General features: G+C 70.0%; 16 protein-coding genes. 8 read left to right on the forward strand and 8 right to left on the reverse strand.

Annotation, left to right across the window (positions count from 1 at the left end):
* Positions 1-2: 2 nt before the first annotated feature.
* The 4 genes from fliP to MFF58_RS08460 all read left to right on the forward strand — a co-directional run bounded on the left by fliP (position 3) and on the right by MFF58_RS08460 (position 3,542).
* Positions 3-776, forward strand: a complete 774-nt coding sequence (gene fliP, locus MFF58_RS08445; protein ID WP_238286861.1) for a flagellar type III secretion system pore protein FliP — start codon at positions 3-5, stop codon at positions 774-776.
* A gap of 74 nt (positions 777-850) precedes the next feature.
* A complete protein-coding gene (locus MFF58_RS08450; protein WP_238286616.1) occupies positions 851-1,396 on the forward strand; it encodes a TadE/TadG family type IV pilus assembly protein in 546 nt (181 codons plus the stop codon).
* Positions 1,396-2,109: a TadE/TadG family type IV pilus assembly protein gene (locus MFF58_RS08455; RefSeq protein WP_238286617.1), complete on the forward strand. Its 714-nt coding sequence runs from the start codon at positions 1,396-1,398 to the stop codon at positions 2,107-2,109. The genes MFF58_RS08450 and MFF58_RS08455 overlap by 1 nt, the downstream gene beginning before the upstream one ends.
* Entirely contained in the window at positions 2,094-3,542 is a 1,449-nt protein-coding gene (locus MFF58_RS08460) for a pilus assembly protein TadG-related protein (protein WP_238286619.1), read from the forward strand. The genes MFF58_RS08455 and MFF58_RS08460 overlap by 16 nt, the downstream gene beginning before the upstream one ends.
* 208 nt (positions 3,543-3,750) lie before the next feature.
* Here MFF58_RS08460 and MFF58_RS32250 read toward each other — a convergent pair whose 3' ends face one another.
* From MFF58_RS32250 to MFF58_RS08475, 4 genes are all read right to left on the reverse strand, one after another.
* The gene (locus MFF58_RS32250; protein WP_279603059.1) at positions 3,751-3,873 is read right to left on the reverse strand and encodes a hypothetical protein; all 123 of its coding nucleotides are present in this window, start codon (positions 3,871-3,873) and stop codon (positions 3,751-3,753) included.
* The gene (locus tag MFF58_RS08465) at positions 3,870-7,262 is read right to left on the reverse strand and encodes a tetratricopeptide repeat protein (RefSeq protein ID WP_238286620.1); all 3,393 of its coding nucleotides are present in this window, start codon (positions 7,260-7,262) and stop codon (positions 3,870-3,872) included. Before MFF58_RS08465 ends, MFF58_RS32250 begins: the two co-directional genes overlap by 4 nt.
* Before the next feature lie 127 nt (positions 7,263-7,389).
* Entirely contained in the window at positions 7,390-8,076 is a 687-nt protein-coding gene (locus tag MFF58_RS08470; protein WP_238286621.1) for an invasion associated locus B family protein, read from the reverse strand.
* A gap of 127 nt (positions 8,077-8,203) precedes the next feature.
* Positions 8,204-8,380: a hypothetical protein gene (locus MFF58_RS08475; protein ID WP_238286622.1), complete on the reverse strand. Its 177-nt coding sequence runs from the start codon at positions 8,378-8,380 to the stop codon at positions 8,204-8,206.
* 513 nt (positions 8,381-8,893) lie between these two features.
* Here MFF58_RS08475 and MFF58_RS08480 point away from each other — a divergent pair.
* Positions 8,894-10,339, forward strand: a complete 1,446-nt coding sequence (locus MFF58_RS08480) for a homospermidine synthase (protein ID WP_238286623.1) — start codon at positions 8,894-8,896, stop codon at positions 10,337-10,339.
* Between the two features lie 59 nt (positions 10,340-10,398).
* On the opposite strand, the gene MFF58_RS08485 is transcribed toward MFF58_RS08480, so the two are convergent.
* Entirely contained in the window at positions 10,399-11,280 is an 882-nt protein-coding gene (locus MFF58_RS08485) for a transporter (RefSeq protein WP_238286624.1), read from the reverse strand.
* 1,089 nt (positions 11,281-12,369) lie between these two features.
* Here MFF58_RS08485 and MFF58_RS08490 point away from each other — a divergent pair.
* Entirely contained in the window at positions 12,370-13,509 is a 1,140-nt protein-coding gene (locus tag MFF58_RS08490; RefSeq protein ID WP_238286625.1) for a glycosyltransferase family protein, read from the forward strand.
* A 169-nt stretch (positions 13,510-13,678) separates the two neighbouring features.
* Here the strand turns inward: MFF58_RS08490 and MFF58_RS08495 are convergent, their stop codons facing one another.
* Complete coding sequence (locus MFF58_RS08495; RefSeq protein ID WP_238286862.1) at positions 13,679-14,557, reverse strand: metallophosphoesterase; 879 nt, start codon at positions 14,555-14,557, stop codon at positions 13,679-13,681.
* An 8-nt stretch (positions 14,558-14,565) separates the two neighbouring features.
* Entirely contained in the window at positions 14,566-15,171 is a 606-nt protein-coding gene (locus tag MFF58_RS08500) for a cation efflux transmembrane domain-containing protein (RefSeq protein ID WP_238286626.1), read from the reverse strand.
* Positions 15,172-15,357: 186 nt separating this feature from the next.
* Between MFF58_RS08500 and croR the strand changes: the two genes are divergently transcribed.
* Both croR and MFF58_RS08510 read left to right on the forward strand, forming a co-directional pair.
* Complete coding sequence (gene croR, locus MFF58_RS08505) at positions 15,358-15,831, forward strand: 3-hydroxybutyryl-CoA dehydratase (RefSeq protein WP_010683707.1); 474 nt, start codon at positions 15,358-15,360, stop codon at positions 15,829-15,831.
* A 1-nt stretch (position 15,832) separates the two neighbouring features.
* Positions 15,833-16,678 carry a TrmH family RNA methyltransferase gene (locus MFF58_RS08510; RefSeq protein ID WP_238286627.1) on the forward strand — a complete coding sequence of 282 codons (846 nt, stop codon included), beginning with the start codon at positions 15,833-15,835 and terminating at the stop codon, positions 16,676-16,678.
* A 151-nt stretch (positions 16,679-16,829) separates the two neighbouring features.
* On the opposite strand, the gene MFF58_RS08515 is transcribed toward MFF58_RS08510, so the two are convergent.
* A complete protein-coding gene (locus MFF58_RS08515; RefSeq protein ID WP_238286629.1) occupies positions 16,830-17,210 on the reverse strand; it encodes a hypothetical protein in 381 nt (126 codons plus the stop codon).
* Positions 17,211-17,280: the final 70 nt, after the last annotated feature.

Genomic DNA, 17,280 nt, shown 5'->3' on the forward strand with positions numbered 1-17,280 from the left:
CGATGCGCGCCGTGCCGATCCGTCCGAAGCCCAGGGTGCGGAAGCGCTCCCCCCGCATCCTCGGGCCCGCCCTGCTGGCTGGCGCGCTGCTCGCCGCCGGTCCGGCCCTCGCCCAGAGCGTCACCCTCGACCTCGGGGCCGGCGGCACCACCGAGCGCGCGCTCCAGCTCGTCGCGCTGATCACCGTGCTGGCGGTGGCACCCTCGGTGCTGGTGATGACCACGGCCTTCACCCGCATCGTCGTCGTGCTCTCGCTCCTGCGCTCGGCGCTGGGCACCCAGACGGCGCCCCCGACGGCGGTGATCGTCAGCCTCGCGCTGTTCCTGACCGCCTTCGTGATGGCCCCCACCGGCCGGGCCGCCTACAGCGCCGGGATCGAGCCCCTGATCGCCGGGCGGATCACGCAGGCGCAGGCCTTCGAGCGGGCCTCGGCGCCGTTCAAGACCTTCATGCTGCGCAACGTCCGCGAGAAGGACCTCAAGCTGTTCCTCGACCTCGCGAAGGTGCCGGTGCCGAAGGGTCCGGACGAGATCGGGCTCGAGATCGTCACCCCGGCCTTCATGATCTCGGAGCTGCGCCGCGCCTTCGAGATCGGCTTCCTGCTGTTCATCCCGTTCCTGATCATCGACCTCGTGGTCGCCTCGGTTCTGATGGCCATCGGCATGATGATGGTCCCGCCGGCCTCAGTCTCACTCCCGTTCAAGTTGATCTTCTTCGTGTTGGTCGACGGCTGGACCCTGGTGGCGGGCTCGCTTGTTCAAAGCTACGGCGGATAACGATTCAGCGATGCCATAGGGAGTGCTCGCGTCTGCTTTAAGGGACGTTTAGCACTCTCATGCGACCATTCCGCATGCTCTCAGTGTGCCGATTTCTACGCGATCGAAGAGGTGCCGCGGCCGTCGAGTTCGCCCTCGTCGCCGGACTGCTGATCCTGACGATCCTGTTCGTCATGACGGTCGCCATGATCCTGTTCGTCAACCAATCCATCGACTACGCGACGACCCGCGCGTCGCGGCAGATCATGACCGGCGCGGCGCAGGCCAAGTCCATGGACCAGGCCGGTTTCCGGGCGGCCCTGTGCGGCTACCTGCCGTCGATGGTGAAGTGCGGCAACGTCGTGATCAACCTCTACACGGTGCCCACCGGAACCTCGCCGAGCGGCTATTACAGCTACGTCAAGCCGGACGTCAGCGGATTGCTGATGCCGCCTCTGACGCCGGGGTCGGGCCAGTACACCCTCGGCCCGCGCGGCGCCTCTCAGTACCTGCTGGTGGTCTACCCGATCACGTTCCTGCCCACGGCCTTCGCGACGGTGCTCGGCGGGAGCGGCACCTTCAACGGCTCGCCGGCCTACCTCGCCGTCTCGACGGCGGCCTTCCGCAACGAGCTGTTCTGATGGGCCCGGCGGTACGATCGGCGGCGCGGCGCTTCGGGACGGACACCCGGGCGGTGTCGGCGGTCGAGTTCGCGCTGATCTTCCCGGTGCTGCTGATCCTCATGATCGCCGGGACGCAGCTCGTCACCTACATCAACGCCACCCGCAAGGTGGAGCTGCTCGCCCAGTCGATCAGCCAGATGCTCTCGCAGGCCCAGCCGCCCCAGAATACGACGGTCGCCACCGTCAACGCCGCCGATCTGCATTTCAGCTTCGACTCGACCCTCGTCCTGTTCCCGTACCTCATGAAGGACGCCCCCCGTCAGGGCCTCCAATGGTGGCAGGACATCACGATCACCTTCGCGTCGGTCGCCTTCACGCAGACCGCCTCGAACTGCACCGGGACCACCGACCTCAGCAACTGCTACGCGGCGAACGTCGTCTGGACGAGCACGGGGACGAGCGGGGGCAACTACCGGCCCTGCACGCCGGCCCAGCTCCCGGCGGACAACACCGCCCCGCCCTCCCGCACCACGCTGCCGCGCTCCGTCTTCGGGCCGGGCTCGCTCATCGCGGTCGACGTGGTCTTCAACTTCCAGCCGAGCTTCGGCGCACGGTTCATACCGGCGGTGCGCATCGCCCGCTCGATGTACGTGCAGCCGCGCTACGCCGCCCTCGTCAATTTTGACACGACGGGCAACGATGGGATCGCCGTGAAATGCCCCGGTTACTGAACCCGGTCCGTCGCCTGCGGGACAGAGCGGCGGGGCTGCGCAGGGCGCGGTCGGGCAACGTGTCGATCCTGTTCGCGTTCAGCCTCGTGCCGATGGTCGGACTGATCGGCTACGGCGTCGATTACGGCGTCGCGATCACCGACAAGGCGAAGCTCGACGCCGCCGCGGACGCGGCCGCCATCGCGGGCGTCGTCTCCGCCAAGGCCTACTTCGCGGCGAACCCGATCCAGAGCAACCTCACCGCCAACGCCTTCGCGGCCGGCTCCGCCCAGGCGACCAACGCCTTTACGGTCAACGCCGGCAAGGTGCCGTTCGCGCAGGTGCAGCTGCAGGTGCCGCAGATCAGCCGCACCGGCCAGACCATCACGTCGTCGGTCACCTACACGGCCACGATCAAGAACAATTTCGGCCAGATCTTCCGGACGCCGACCACGACGATCGGCAATACGGTGACGGCCTCGGCCGACCTGCCCAGCTATCTCGACTTCTACCTCCTGCTCGACGTGTCCGGCTCCATGGGCCTGCCCGCCACGAGCGGCGGCATGGCGCAGCTCGCGTCCAGCAACAAGGACATGTGGTCGGACTACAAGCAGGGCTGCCAGTTCGCCTGCCACTTCCCGGGCTATACCGGCTGGAACCTCGCTGCCGGCAAGATCCAGCTGCGGTCGGACGCGCTGAACAACGCGGTCTGTTCCCTCATCTCCCGGGCGTCCACGCCGTCGATGACGAACCAGTACCGGGTCGGATTGTACCCGTTCATCAACCAGATGGGCACGCTCGCCGACATCAACAGCTCCATCGCCACGCTGAACAGCAAGGTCCAGTGCTCCCAATCGTGGCCGCTCGCCCTGACGAGCCTCCTCGATACCGGGACGACCCAGCTCTACACCACCAACGACCCGAGCACGGGCACGGGCGCGGGCGGCACGCATTTCGAGGTCGTGCTGCCCCAGATGAAGACCACCATTACGGCGGCGGGCGGCTTCGGCGACGGCTCCAGTGCTCTGTTGCGGCGGCCCTTCGTGTTCCTGGTCACCGACGGCATGCAGAACAACCAGCACTTCGCCATCAACCAGAACGGCAAGTACTACTATCCTGGCAACCCTTCGAGCTTCACGGGCTACGGCGCCGGCAACTGGGACGGCTCGCAGCCTTCGCAGATCGACCCGTCGCTCTGCACGGCGCTGAAGACCGCGGGCGCGACGATCTCGGTCCTCTACATCCCCTACAACACCATCAGCTTCACGGATTACGGCGGGGGGATCGCCTGGGAGAACAACCGCGTGAACGGGTTCAGCCCGACCCTGGCAACGCCGCTCAAGAGCTGCGCGTCACCGGGCTTCTTCTACACGGCCAACAGCCCGAGCGACATCACGGCCGCGCTCAACGCGATGTTCGATCAGGCGCTCGCCGTGGCCCGTCTCACGCAGTAGAGCCGCGGGACGCGTCGGTCGGGCGCGCGGGCGGTTGCGTTCCGGCGCGACGGGCGGCGGCCTGCGGATCCGGACCCGCGCGAGGGCGATGAAGGGCGCGCGGCGCTGCGCCCCGGGGCAGGGCCGCGTCGGCCTGAACCGGCCGGGCGATCCGGCGGGATTGGCCCCCTGCCGGCCCCGGACGGTCACCACCCGCGCGATCCTGCCGTCAGCCGGGGCGCGGCGCCTCGTGGGCCCGCCGCCAAGCCTCGCCGTCTCGCACCGGAGTCCCCACAGGGACGCCGTCGACCTTCAGGACGATGTCGGGGTCGACCACGCGGGCGGAGGTCACCCTGGCGGCGACTCCGCGGTGGCGGCGCTGCTCTGCTGCGCGCTGCCGGGTGCCCCCTGCGCGCCCGCCGGGGCTTCCGGACGGCCCCGGTCGGGCGTTGCGGCGTCGGGGTAGCGCTTGCGGTACTCGGCCAGGAACGCCGACAACGTGTCGGCTTTGCTGGCGCGGGCCGCGATGGCGCGGAAGCCCGGCGCCCGGGTGGGGTTGGCGCCCGTCAGCAGCGCGAAGGTGCGCGCGTCCGGACTCACCGCCATGGTCTCCGAGAACTTCGCCTTGAGCCGCTCCAGTCCGATCGTCTCGCCGGAGAGGTCATAGGCGATCGCGGCGCGGATCGCGTCGGCCCGCGACTGCTCGTCCAGGGGCTGGCCCGACCGCCACGCATCGCCGAGCAGCGCCTCGTGCGACTCCCCGGCCTCGCGCCAGCGGCGGGCGCCCCAGTAGACGTCGGCGCGCAGGCGCTCGACGTCGGGACCGCTTTCGCCCTCCAGCGTTTCCAGGGCGAGGTCGGTGCGGGTGAGGTCCGACAGCGCCCGGGCGCGGATCAGTCCGCGGGCGCGCTTCAACTCGCCGGGAAGCTCCGGCAGGTTGGTGGCGTCGAGCACCTGCAGCGCCCGCATCGGCTTGTCGTCCATCAGCCGCACCGTGGCGAGGCGAGCCGCGACGGCGGAGCGGGCCGGGCCGGTGAGGCGGTGGTCGATCTGGTACTGGAGGAGGTCGGCGGCGGAGTCGAGAAGGTCGAGGCCCACGAGACGATCGGCCAACCGGCGCACCACCTCGTCGCCGCGCCGGCCGATCGGGCTCAGCTCGCGGAAATCGAAGAACAGCGCCACGGCCTGGATGCCCGGAAGCGCGTCCCCCTTCTCGGTGAGATACAGATCCTCGAAGGCCGCCTGCGCCTCGCGCGTCAGCGCCTCCGAGGAGGCGGCCATCGGCGCGAACGTATTCGCCCGGCGCACCGCCGTGAAGGCGTCGCGCCAGCGGTTGGCGCCGAGGTAGAGGCGCGCGAGGCCGGCGGTGATGGCGTCCTCGATCGGGCCGCCGTGCCAGGTCAGGGCGAGGCGCTCCAGGCGCTCGACGGCCGCGTCCACGGTGAGCTTGCCGGAGGCCCGGGCGAGGAGCGCCCCGCGCAGGCCCGCTTCGGCCGCGACCGGCAGCACGCCGGCGTCCTGCAGGCGGGCGTAGGAATCGAGCGCCGCCGCGGTCTGGCCGGTCGCCTCGGCGACGCGGGCGCGGGTCAGGGCCAGCCGGTCGCGGATCCAGGGCTGCAGGTCGCGCTCCGGCTCCGCCCGGGCGGCGGCCGTCTCGGCGTCCCCCGTCTCGATCGCCGATTCCGCCGCGGCGGCGCGGATGCCTTGCGCGAGATCGGCTGGATAGCTCTGGGCCAGCGGCAGGACCTTCAGGAAGCAGGTCTCCGCCGCCTTCCAATCGGCGGTGGCGGCCGAGGCCATGGCGCGCCACAGGGCCGCCTCGGCATCGTCGGCGAGTTGCGGCACCGACAGCACCTTCAGGGCGTCGGCGTTCCGTCCGAGACGCACCAGCGCGAGGCCCCGCAGGATCGCGGTATCGCGCTGTGCGGCGAGCAGCGGGTCGTCGGCCGCCGCCGTCTCCAACGCCGCCAGGCCTTCGGGGTCGAGCCCGTTGGCGAGATAGGCCCGAGCCAGCGCGAGGCGCGCCGGGCCGCGCTCGGAGGGTGCCGCCGCGGCCGCCGCGGTGGTGAGGCCGCGCAGGGTCTCGCGCACGTTCCCGGTCCGCGCCCGGTCCCAGCTCTCGCGGGTGATCGCGAGCGTCCCCACCTCGGCGAGCACTGGGTCGGGCTTCCGTCCGGTGCCGGAAGCCGCGAGGCCGCCCGCTCGGCCGATCGTCACGGCGTCAAGTTCGGGCCGCACCTCCAGGTCGTCGGCGCCGGCCAGAACCGCGAGGCCGTGCCGGCTGGGCAGGATCTCGAAATCCACGAAGCGGCGGCTCTTCGGATTGCCGACGGGCTTCAGCGCAGCCGAAGTGACCACCGCGACGCGCTCGCCGTCGAGGTCGAGCCACGTCGTCGTTCCCGGGTGCGGCAGGGCGAGGGAGACGGCGATCCGGCCGGACGGGTCGGGCTTGCGCACGGGATCGACGGAGTCGCTCGGGCTCAGGGCGTCGCCGGCCGAGAGTTCCCAGGCCGGCCCGCTCCCCGTGGTGACCGCGTTGAGATCGACGAGACGGCCCTGCGGCACCGAGAAGCGCAGGATCGTGAGCGGCCCCTTCCGCTCCGGCGGTCCCACCGGGATCAGACCCTGGCGTCCCTCCGGTACCTTCACGGGCTCGGCGGTCTCGAAGGCCATCGTGGCGATGCCGCCGCGCTCGAACAGGGCGGCCGGCGGCAGGGCGCGGAACGGAAAGACGAGACCGGATCCGGCCTGGCGCGTCGGCGCCGCGTCGGCCGGGCGCTCCGGCGCAGCCGGCAAGGCCGGCGTGGCCGCGCGCACGGACGGCGTGGGCGCGGGGCGCGCCGCCGAGGCCGGACCGGATGCGGCCGGTCCCGGCACCTCGACGGCGGTCTTGGCGGGCTCTGGCGGCTTGCGCCGGACCACGTCCAGGATGAAGGCGTCGTCCTCGCGGTCGGTGCCGATCGTGAACCCGTCCTCGGGGGTGACGAGCAGGCTGGCCGAAGTCGCGTCCGTGTCGGTCGCCAGTTTCGCGATGCCGGGGCGCGGCCGGCCGCGGGTCTCGCCCGAATCGATGGTCCAGGAACCGACCACCCGCAGGCGCGTCGCCGGTCCTTCGGCCGTCACCGAGGTGACCGCTTCCGTCGGCAGGCGCAGCGACAGGCGCGTCAGGGTCGGGAGCCGCGCAATCTCGAGGGACAGGGGCTTGCGCACCGGCTCGGGGATGCGCGCCTTGAGGGCTTCCTCGGCGACCTGGGCCCGGCGGACGAGTTCCGCCACCACCTCCGGTGGGAGGGGCGGCGGCAAGCCGGACCAGCTCTCCGGCAGCAGGTCGACGAACACCCGCTCGCCCGCCGCCTGGAGATTGATCCGGTAGGGCCGCTGCAGGCCGACACGCAGGCCCGACCCGTCCGGGTCGCGCCGGACGCTGGACACGTAGACCGGCATCTCCTCGGCGAGGCGCTCGGGGCCGGCCGCAATGCGCTCTCCGTAGCCGAGGAGCAGCACGCCGCCGGCGAGCTTGGCCTTGACCGGGACCGGCTTGTCGAAGGTGAGCACGATCCGGCCGTAGCCGCCCGGACCGCTCCCGGATTCGCTGCCTTTGGCGCCGATCAACTTCGCGGCGAGAACCGGATCGATCCCGGCCAGGGGACCGGCCACGAGGGCGAGCAGGGGCAGCGACGCGCGCAGCAGCCGCGCGCCGAATCCTCGACCGATTCGGGGTCGCCCGCCCACCGATTCCATCCCCCGCCGATCCGATCCCGGCGCGCGGCACCGCCGCGACGCACAGCGCCACTTCCGGCGGGATCCTGCGGCAGCCGGACTAACGCTGGCTTAACCGTAACGGGGAAACTGGCCCGACGACCGATGCTCAGCCGCTCAGGGCGGCGGCGCGGTCGAGGGCCTGGGGGAAGCCGGTGAGCGGGACCTCGATCGTCGCCGGATCGGTGCCGCTCGCCTTCTGGCCGGTCACGAACAACTTCTTGGCGGTCCGCATGCCGTCGAGGGCCAGGGTCGGGAAGCTGATCGGCACGAAGCAGCCGTCGACCCCGCACATCGAGTAGGGCGCGCCCTTGCCGAGGGTCTGCTCGTCGAGCTTGAAGGTCACGCCCGCCTCGATGGACAGGCCGAAGGGCATCAACACGAGACCCTCGGAGCGTCCCCCCGCCGGCGATTGCAGCTCGACCGCGAACTTGCGCCGGCCGGTCTGCGAATCACCCTGCGACTGGGCCACGATGCAGGTCACCGTCTCGTTCGGGCGCGTGCAGGTCATGGTCCAGTCGCCGTAGCTCTCGCTGACCGTGCTGGCGCCCGTCGGCCAAGCGGCATGGGCCGCGGCCGGTCCGTGGGCGGCGGAACTCGGCGCGGTCTCGGCGGGCTTGGCGGCGGGCTTCGGCGCGGCCACCGGTTTCGGCTTGGGCTTCGGACGCGCCTTGGGGGCCGCCTCCGCGGGCGCCCCCGCGTCGGGCTCGGCATCCTGGGCCCGCGGCGTCACGGGAACTGCGAGCAGCAGCGCGGCGACCAGGCTGACCCGCACATGGGCTGAGAACGACGGCATGGAATCACGAACCCCCGGGCCATGGAGCGGCACAGCCGCCTAAAGCCCCAGCCGGGACGACGCAATCTCCGGACGTCGCCGACCCCCGTGACGGGGCCGGCGCGAAGCCGTGGCGTCGGCTCCGGCGTCAGAGCGGGTTGGGGCCGCCGACCGCGCGCGCCAGGGCACAGCGACGGGCGAATGCGGTCTCGGCCCCGTTGCGGGCCGCGCGGGCCACGGCGAAGACGAGGGTGAGGAAGCCGGGGTCACGGTCGGCGATCTCGATGACCGGGCCGGGGATCCGGGAGGTGATGAGCGCGAGCATGGCGAACTCCGAGGCGTGAAGTCCCGGGCGCTTCCATGATCCCTGAGCTTGCAGCCGTCTCGGCGGCTTTGCTGCATTGCAATATGAGACTTGCAATTCACGCCTGCCACCGGGAAAAGCGCGGGCGACGCATGCACCGGAGGCATGATCGTCGTCCTGGGCATCAGGCGAACCTTAACCTTTGTGCGGCCCGCCGTGATCCGTCGTCTGCGCGAGTCGGCCCTTCGCCACCCGAGGCAGCGCCGGCGCGGTGCATCCGGGCACGGACCCGGGGCGGGGCGCTGCGCCTCTCCCCGCAAGCCGCGGCCGATCTGTCGGCCCCTCCCACAGCGCGGCGCGGTTGACCGGCGGCGGTCGACCCGCCATTGAGCGCGCGTCCGGCGATCGGCCTCGAGCACCGTGCTGGCGCCGCCCGCGGAGCGCCTGTCGCCGCCCTGTCACACGCGCGCCATAACCCGCCCGCGAGCCAGACCCGCGGATGCGCCCGGCATCCGCCAACGAGGATCTCCCGCCATGACCGACCAGCCGACCCATCACCCGATCCACGGCCGCATCACCGGCCCCATCGTGATGATCGGCTTCGGCTCGATCGGCCGAGGCACCCTGCCGCTCATCGAGCGCCACTTCGAGTACGACCGCGCCCGCTTCACCGTGATCGACCCGGTCGACACCCACCGGGCGCTCGCCGAGTCGCACGGCCTGCGCTTCGAGACGGTCGCGCTGACCCCGGAGAACTACCGCGACGTGCTGAGCCCGCTCCTCACCGAGGGCGGCGGCCAGGGCTTCTGCGTCAATCTCTCGGTCGACACCTCCTCGCGCGCCATCCTCGAACTCTGCCGCGAACTCGGCGCCCTCTACATCGACACCGTGGCCGAGCCCTGGCCGGGCTTCTACTTCGACAAGAGCAAGAGCCAGGGCGACCGCACCAACTACGCGCTCCGCCAGGACATCCTCGACGCCCGCGCGCAGAAGCCCGGCGGCAGCACGGCCGTGTCGTGCTGCGGCGCCAATCCCGGCATGGTCTCGTGGTTCGTCAAGCAGGCGCTCCTGAACATCGCCCAGGATACCGGCCTCCAGCGGCCGGAGCCGAAGTCCCGGTCCGACTGGGCCGGCCTGATGAAGGACCTGGGCGTCAAGGGCGTCCACATCGCCGAGCGCGACACCCAGCGCGCCAGGACGCCGAAGCCGCGCGGCGTCTTCGTCAACACGTGGTCGGTGGAGGGCTTCGTCTCCGAGGGCAACCAGCCCGCCGAGCTCGGCTGGGGCACGCACGAGACCTGGAAGCCCGCCAATGCCCGCCAGCAGGAGAAGGGGTCGCGTTGCGCGATCTACCTGCTGCAGCCCGGAGCCGACACGCGGGTGCGCACCTGGGTGCCGACCGCCGGGGCGCAGTTCGGCTTCCTCGTGACCCACAACGAGGCCGTCTCGATCGCCGACTACTACACTGTCCAGGAGAACGGGACGCCGATCTTCCGGCCGACCTGCCATTACGCCTACCATCCGGCCGACGACGCGGTGCTCTCGCTCCATGAGATGTTCGGCAACGCCGCCAAGGTGCAGGCGCAGCACCACATCCTCGACGAGACCGAGATCGTCGACGGCATCGACGAGCTTGGCGTGCTCGTCTACGGCCACAGGAAGAACGCCTACTGGTACGGCTCGCAGCTCTCCATCGAGGAGACCCGGCGGATCGCGCCCTACCAGAACGCCACCGGCCTGCAGGTGACCTCGGCCGTGCTCGCCGGCATGGTCTGGGCCCTGGAGAATCCGGAGGCCGGCATCGTCGAGGCCGACGAGATGGATTTCCGCCGCTGCCTGGAGGTTCAGACCCCGTATCTCGGCCCGGTCGTGGGGGTCTATACCGACTGGACGCCGTTGACCGACCGCCCGGGCCTGTTCCCGGAGGACATCGACACCAGCGATCCCTGGCAGTTCCGCAACGTGCTGGTGCACGGCTGAGACGCCGGACCGCGCCCATCCGAGACGGGCGCGGGCTGGCACTTCGATCCGCGCCCCGGCTACTCGGCCTGACGCCGCGTCACCAGGGTGCGGCCGGGCTCGACCTCGTTCTTGTCCCGATAGAGCGGCACGATCGCGCGCAGCCAGCCGCGGACCTCGCGTCCGCGATAGTTCCGCTCGATCACGTCGTGCGTCAGGTAGGCCTGCAGGTTCACGGGCCCGAAATTGTACCCGACGAGGCCGCCCACGGCGATCTGCCCCTGCGGCCGGTAGCTGCCCACGCCGGTGGGCAGGTCGGTCGAGCCGAACGCCACCGCGCCGATCTGCCACTGCCCGAATTTCTTCGTCATGGTCAGATCGAGGTTCAGGTAATCCGGGTAGAGGGTGCCGGACGGCGAGCGGCTGTCGAGGAAGACGCCGTAGAGCAGGTTCGACGTGAGGTTCCAGCCCTGGCCGGTGTAGCTCACCGCGAAGCGGTGGCTCAGCGAGGCGGATTGGGTGAGGAATCGCGTCTGGATCGGCAGGTAGCCGCCGAACAGGTAGCTGACGCCGACATCGCCGCCGAGGTCCCAGGCGAGCTGGGCGGCCAGCAGCTGCTGACCGACGCCACTCTGATAGGCCGTCCCCTGGCTGCTCGCCGCCACGATCGGCTGGGTGAAGAAGAATTGCAGGCGCGCACCCGCGATGGTCCACGGCGTCGCCCATGCAAAGGTCGGCAGGTTGACGCTCGTCGACGAGTCGCGGGGCTGCGTGCTGCGCGTGCCGAAGCTCGACAGGTTCACGAAGTACAACCCGATCGGCAACTGATCGCCGACCGGCAGGCCGACCGTCTGCCCCGGTTGCGCGGCGGATCCGGCCCGCACGACTGTCGCGGTCGTTGCACTGTAAAGGGCAAGAGTCGTCGCCGCGACTCTGCGTGACGTCAGGCTAAATCCGGCCATGAGAGCTCCAAACCAGAGCCCGAGACCTGGGCTGATCAGGGTTGGACGCGCATCAGGACCGTCACCATCCTGCCGCTCCAGCCAAGCTGTGCGGAACGACACCGGAACAACATTTCACGGGCGGGGCGCGGGAATAGATCGAGATCCGGCCCGATCGGGTCCTATCGTCTGGACCACAGGCATCTGCCCCGCGGATTCGCGGAGGTCGCGGCGTTCGGCCGAAGCGGAGCGCCTCCGGACGGGCCGGGCTCGCCCGGCCGGGGACCGGCATCACCGCAGGGTGGTGCGTGGTCGTCCGATCTCCGGGACCGTCGCGACCGCGGCGTGATCGGATGCGCTGCGCCGCCCTCGTTCATGGAACGGGAGCGGCACCGGAGACCGGGCTGGCCGCCTCTCGCGCGCAACACGCGCGGGTGGCGCGGCGGCGACACAGGCCCGGCGCGCTCTGCCTAAAAAAGTGGCGGCGGCAGCAGACGACCGCTCAGGGCCGAAGCGGCGGCGCCGTCCACCCCTATCCTGTTGAGGTCTCGGATTTCGGTCGACCCGCACAGATCGACCAACATTACACTTAATTATCTGCCAGCTTTAATGCCAATGATTTTGGCAAGATATACGGATTTATACTCCGCATGTTCAAAATCATCCCGCTTGTAAGCGCGCGTTCGACTGTCAACATCGCACACGCCTGAACGATGATCCGACGCTCACGTCACAATCAGCCGAAATCGGTTTGCCATCGCCACTTGGCAGATCGCTGAAATCGAACTCGGCCGCGTGTGAGAGTGCGGTTATTGCCGGGGCTTGGCCGCAAAACTGCCAGACGATCTTTCCAACGGCTTGATATGCTCTATAATTGAACGGCATGTAGCCTAATCGAACGATAGCGAGCGACCAATATCAACATCGGCACAGACGCATCGCCATCCATCGACCGCTCGCACCGAAGTCAGCGACCCGCTTGGCGCGCCGGTCGGCGGTGAGCAGGACTAGGCTTGCCGGCGACGCGTCACTGACTTCGAGCTGGAGCGGTCGGCGTGGGCACGTCAGAACCGATGAAGAACAGTATCTTTCAAATCAAAGGGCGGTATTATGGCCTATAAAACGCTGATATTTTCAGACTATATGGCTAAGATGCAAGCCTTTCAAGTAACAGCATTTGAAATGGTGAAGATCCTCGCCGACATCACGGATGCTGATGTCGTAACCCCTCCCCTGGTCGGCGGCGATTCGATTTACCGGACTTTCACGCATACCGTCATGTCAGGCCTGAGCAGACGGGTCAGGCACGCGAGACTACCGCACACGACTAAAGTCAGAATCGAGAAGAACTACGATTTATTCATTTTTGTTGGATCGACAATCGAGTCGGTGATCGAACTCAACAATTTTCACGGATGGAAAAATCATACCGGTCTGAAAGTCGCCTACATCATCGAAATCTGGGCCAACCGCCTGAAGAAAGAGAAGAAATACATCGATATTTTGGCGCAGTTCGATTACGTTTTTACATTGCATTCAAATACTGCGCCGGTCTTGCAGGATGCCATAGGCGTTCACTGCGAGTTCCTTCCCACCGCAGTCAACGCCCTCGAGGCCGCACCCCGGATCTCCGCGCCGGACCGAACGATCGACATCCTCTCGATCGGCCGCCGCTCCGAGGATGTCCATCTCCGCTTCCTTGAGATGGCCCGATCGGAAAACATCTTCTACGAGTACGATACGGTGCGCATCTCGGAAGCGCGGGTCTTCGACTGGGAACAGCATAGATTTCTCATGTTCAGCAAGATCAAGCGTGCGAAGTATTTCGTCTGCTTCGATCATCTGAGGGCCGGCGGGCACAAGTTCACGGAGAGCCAAGGGGAGCAGATCGTGCCGCCTCGCATTTTCGAGGGCATAGCCTGCGGCTCTACGATCATCGGATCGCCGCCGCAGTGCCCCGAGTTCAACGACATCTTCCCCTGGCCGGACGCAGTCGTGAGCCTACCCTCGGACTCGGAAGACGTCCCGGACTTCCTGCACGACCTCGATCGGCGGCAGGAGCAGTTGAACGCGGCGCGTTCGATGGGCGTGATCGAATGCCTGCGCCTGCACGATTGGAGCCACCGTCTGGCAAAGATCCTCAAGGTCGTCGGACTGGAGGCTACGCCGGCGTTGCTGCGCAGACACGATGAGCTGAATGCATACGCTCAGAAGTTCGAACACGCGTCGAAGGCGCGAGCCCTGACCTAGGACAGGCGCGTCCACGGCCGCACCGTGTGGCCGGGGATCGGGCCCCGATCCAGCCGGCGCCGCCCCGACCTGGGGCTCGTCCCCAGGCCGTCGACCGTCAGCCTCGCGACCGACCGGCCCGCTCGACGTCGTCGGAGGGGTGTTCGGACGCGTCCGGCGTCGCGGTCGCTCATCCGCAAGGCTCGGGGGCCGGCCGCGGCGCGTCCCCGACGTCCACGATGAGATCGCTCCGGTAGGTTGCGCCCTCCACGGGGTTGGAAACCCACCGGCAGCGGCCGAGCCGCATATCGTGGCCCGCGTGGAAATGCCCCGAGATCCACAGATCCGGCCGCTGGGCGTCGGCGAGGTCGTCGAGGGCGGTGCTGGCGTAGAAGGCCGGCACCCACCAGGGAACGCCGGGCGCGTCGCGAAACCGGTCGGCCGCGCGGGGGCTCGCCGGGTGATGCGTCACCACCACGGTCGGGCCCGCATGGGGGATCTGGAGCGCGGCGTGCACGGCGGCCCGCTCGACCCGGTGCGCGGCCATCGCGTCGGCGGGCTGCCACGGGCTGCCGTCACCCTTGCGGATCGACCCGAGATACTCCCGCGAGCCGGTCGCCGGATCGGTCATGCGGGCGGCCGCATAGGCCACCGGGTCGTCGGGCCTGTCGGGATCGTCCGGAGCGAGCCAGCGCCCGGCGAGGTCCCAGTCGCTCCACAGGGTGGCGCCGATGAAGCGAACCCCGTCGATGGTGCAGGTCTGTGCCCGCTGGAGCAGGTGGATGCGAGCCCCCTGGCGGTTCCGCCGCGCGACCTCCGCCTCCAGGGCGGCGAGCAAGTCCGGTGCGGTGCGCGGATCGCCGGCCGGGGCGTAGCGTTCGTGGTTGCCCGGCACCAGCACGACGGGTCGCCCCCGCGCGAGGTGCAGCAGGGCCGCGAGCCCCCGTTCGGGATGCCCCTCATGGAGATCCCCCGGGCAGGCGAGCAGGTCGAACGGCTCCGCCGCGAGCGCGATCCGGTCGAGCCGCCGCCGCTCCAGGTGCAGGTCCGAGATGGGGAAGATGCGCAGGGCCGTGCTCACCGGGCGGCCCGGCGCTCGGCCGCGGCCGCCCGGAGGATGTCGGCGGCGGAATCGGCGTTGAGGAGCGCGATCCCGGCCGCCGCCACGAGGTCCGGCCACGGGGACGGATAAAGCGCCGTCACGAGCCCGGCCGCGATGATCGCGAGGTTGGCGAAGGTGTCATTGCGGGCCGAGAGATAGGCCGCACGGGTCAGGCTGCCCGCCCCGGAGCGGTGCCGGGCGAGCATCAGCGCGCAGGTCAGGTTGACGGCGAGCGCCCCGAGGCCCGCGAGGGTGAGCGGCAGGGCCGCGGGGGCGACGAAATCCGACGCCTTCTCGTAGGCCGCGTAGGCCCCCGCCAGGGCCGGCAAGAGCAGGATGCCCGCCATGGCGGTGCCGAGGCGGGCGCGGTTGCGCGCACTCCAGCTCAGGCCCGCGAAGATCAGCAGGTTGATCGCCGCGTCCTCCAGGAAATCGAGGCTGTCGGCGATGAGCGCCACCGAGCCGATGGCGAGCGCCACCGCGATCTCGATGCCGAAATAGCCGAGGTTCAGCGCCGCCACGCGGGCGACGACGGTGCGGAGGGCAGGCGGCGTGGGCCTGGGAGCGTTATCGGCGGTCACGGGGCCTCTTCGCCGAGAGCGGCGCGCCTGTCGAGGACTGTTGAGAAATCCCTCTCGGCGCCTCAAGAAAGTTCGAGGCTCTTACGCCTTCGTCCGGGTGGATTCGGCGCCGCGATCGTGCGAGGCGATGTCGAGAGCCGGCCGCGCGCGATCAGAGACCGGCCGCAACCGGAGGTCTGCCGAGCCATGTTGCCCGAATTGCGCGTGCTCTATTTCGAGGATCTCGAGGTCGGGCTGTCGGAAACCCTCTCGAAGACGATCGCCTCCTCGGACGTGGTCGGCTTCGCCGAAATCACCGGCGACCGCAACCCGATCCACCTGTCCGAACACTTCGCGGCGCGCACGCCGTTCGGCACCCGGATCGCCCACGGCCTGTACACCGCCGGCCTGATCTCGGCGGTGCTCGGCACGCGCCTGCCGGGTCCTGGCGCCGTCTACATCTCGCAGACCCTGAACTTCCGCGCGCCCGTGCGGATCGGCGACGTCGTCGAGGTGACCGTCACGGTGGCCGAGCTGATGCCCGAGCGGCGGCGGGCGCGCCTCGCCTGCCAGTGCTCGGTGGCCGGCGAAACCGTCCTCGACGGCGAGGCGCTGGTGAAGGTGCCGACCAAGGCCGAGGCCGATCCGCTGGCGAGCCGCACCGAGCGACAGCAGGGCTGAGGTGGGGCCGGCCCCGGAGACGGTCACCGACCCGGGCGATCCCCGCCTCGATCCCTACACGCGGATGCGCGAGCGCGACCTCGTCGGCCGCGCCGGACGCTTCGTCGTCGAGGGCGAGGTGACCCTGCGGCTGCTCCTCGGGCCGCGCAGCCGCTTCCGCGCCGAGTCGATCCTGCTCGCGCCGGAACGCTGGCCGGGGCTCGCCGATGCCGTCGCGGCCTGCCCGGCGCCGGTCTATCTCGCCGCCAAGGCCGTGATGAGCGCCGTGACGGGGTTCCCGATCCACCGCGGCGTGCTGGCGATCGGCGTGCGCGGCGGAGAGCTCGACGCGGCCGCCCCGGTGCCGCCGAGGCCCGCCCCGGCGCTGGTGCTCGGCCTCGCGGGGCTGACCAACCACGACAATGTCGGTGCCGCCTTCCGCAACGCCGCCGCCTTCGGGGCGGACGCGGTTCTCCTGGATGCGGAAAGCTGCGACCCGCTCTACCGCAAGAGCATCCGCGTCTCGGCCGGTGCCGCGCTGATCCAGCCCTTCGCGCGCCTGCCCGCGGGACAGGATTGGCTGCGTCTCGCGCAGACGCTGGATCTGCAGCCCCTCGCTTTCAGTCCCGGTGCGGTCGAGCCTCTGGACGCCCTCGCCGTCCCGGCGCGGGCACTCCTGATCCTCGGCACCGAGGGGCCCGGCCTCGACCCGGCCACCCTCGCAGGCGCCCGGCCGATCCGCATTCCGATGGCGGCGGGCTTCGATTCCCTCAACGTCGCCACCGCGGCTGGGATCGCCCTGCACGCCATCGCGCGCGGCCAGGGGCGGCTCGACCGCGCCGGAACCGTCCGAACCGGACCGGCGTGATCCGTCGCGCTCGGATCCAGTCCACCGCCGCACCGCGGGCTCCGGCGAAAAAGCCGTCCGTGGGAGGGGCCCGGGGCCGGGCCCGGATGACGGATCGCCGCGCCCGCCCGCTCCGCCCGGACCTCCGCCGCCGGGCCCAGCGCGTGGGGCCTCACCGGGGGAGAAACAGCCGGGGAATGATCCTGCCGGTTTGGCCGAACAGTTCCTCGGCGCGCTGACAGCTGCCCGGCACGTCCTTCTCGTACGCGGCCAGGTAGGATCGAGCCTGGAGCAGCAGGATGTCGCGGTCCAGCTCGGCCGGATCGACGCCCATCGCCTGCACCGCTCCCTTGAAGCGGTCCTGATCGGGCCGGAGCGTGTCGCAGTGCAGGTTCACGAAGCCCACCAGCCCGGCGAGTTTGGCGGCGTTGCGCTTCGGGGCCGGCAGGTCCGGCGCCTCCTCCGCGCGCCCGCTCGCCGTGCCCGACAACAATATGGCGGCGGTCAGGAGGAGTGCGCGGCACCGCAGCGAGGGGGTCTTCCGGTCTGGCATCGGTGTCACCTGTCGATCGGATTCTGGGCGCCCCGGATCCGGTCCGCGACGGTTGGACCGCACGCACCTG

The sequence above is a fragment of the Methylobacterium longum genome, assembly GCF_022179385.1.
Classification (GTDB): domain Bacteria; phylum Pseudomonadota; class Alphaproteobacteria; order Rhizobiales; family Beijerinckiaceae; genus Methylobacterium; species Methylobacterium longum.

Excerpts from the sequence above, each read along its gene's own strand:
- MFF58_RS08485 (WP_238286624.1), bottom strand. The coding sequence starts at position 11,280 with ATGGCCGGATTTAGCCTGACGTCACGCAGAGTCGCGGCGACGACTCTT.
- MFF58_RS08455 (WP_238286617.1), top strand. The coding sequence starts at position 1,396 with ATGGGCCCGGCGGTACGATCGGCGGCGCGGCGCTTCGGGACGGACACC.
- croR (WP_010683707.1), top strand. The coding sequence starts at position 15,358 with ATGTTGCCCGAATTGCGCGTGCTCTATTTCGAGGATCTCGAGGTCGGG.
- MFF58_RS08480 (WP_238286623.1), top strand. The coding sequence starts at position 8,894 with ATGACCGACCAGCCGACCCATCACCCGATCCACGGCCGCATCACCGGC.
- MFF58_RS08515 (WP_238286629.1), bottom strand. The coding sequence starts at position 17,210 with ATGCCAGACCGGAAGACCCCCTCGCTGCGGTGCCGCGCACTCCTCCTG.
- MFF58_RS08490 (WP_238286625.1), top strand. The coding sequence starts at position 12,370 with ATGGCCTATAAAACGCTGATATTTTCAGACTATATGGCTAAGATGCAA.
- fliP (WP_238286861.1), top strand. The coding sequence starts at position 3 with ATGCGCGCCGTGCCGATCCGTCCGAAGCCCAGGGTGCGGAAGCGCTCC.
- MFF58_RS08470 (WP_238286621.1), bottom strand. The coding sequence starts at position 8,076 with ATGCCGTCGTTCTCAGCCCATGTGCGGGTCAGCCTGGTCGCCGCGCTG.
- MFF58_RS08450 (WP_238286616.1), top strand. The coding sequence starts at position 851 with ATGCTCTCAGTGTGCCGATTTCTACGCGATCGAAGAGGTGCCGCGGCC.
- MFF58_RS08465 (WP_238286620.1), bottom strand. The coding sequence starts at position 7,262 with ATGGAATCGGTGGGCGGGCGACCCCGAATCGGTCGAGGATTCGGCGCG.
- MFF58_RS08460 (WP_238286619.1), top strand. The coding sequence starts at position 2,094 with ATGCCCCGGTTACTGAACCCGGTCCGTCGCCTGCGGGACAGAGCGGCG.
- MFF58_RS08475 (WP_238286622.1), bottom strand. The coding sequence starts at position 8,380 with ATGCTCGCGCTCATCACCTCCCGGATCCCCGGCCCGGTCATCGAGATC.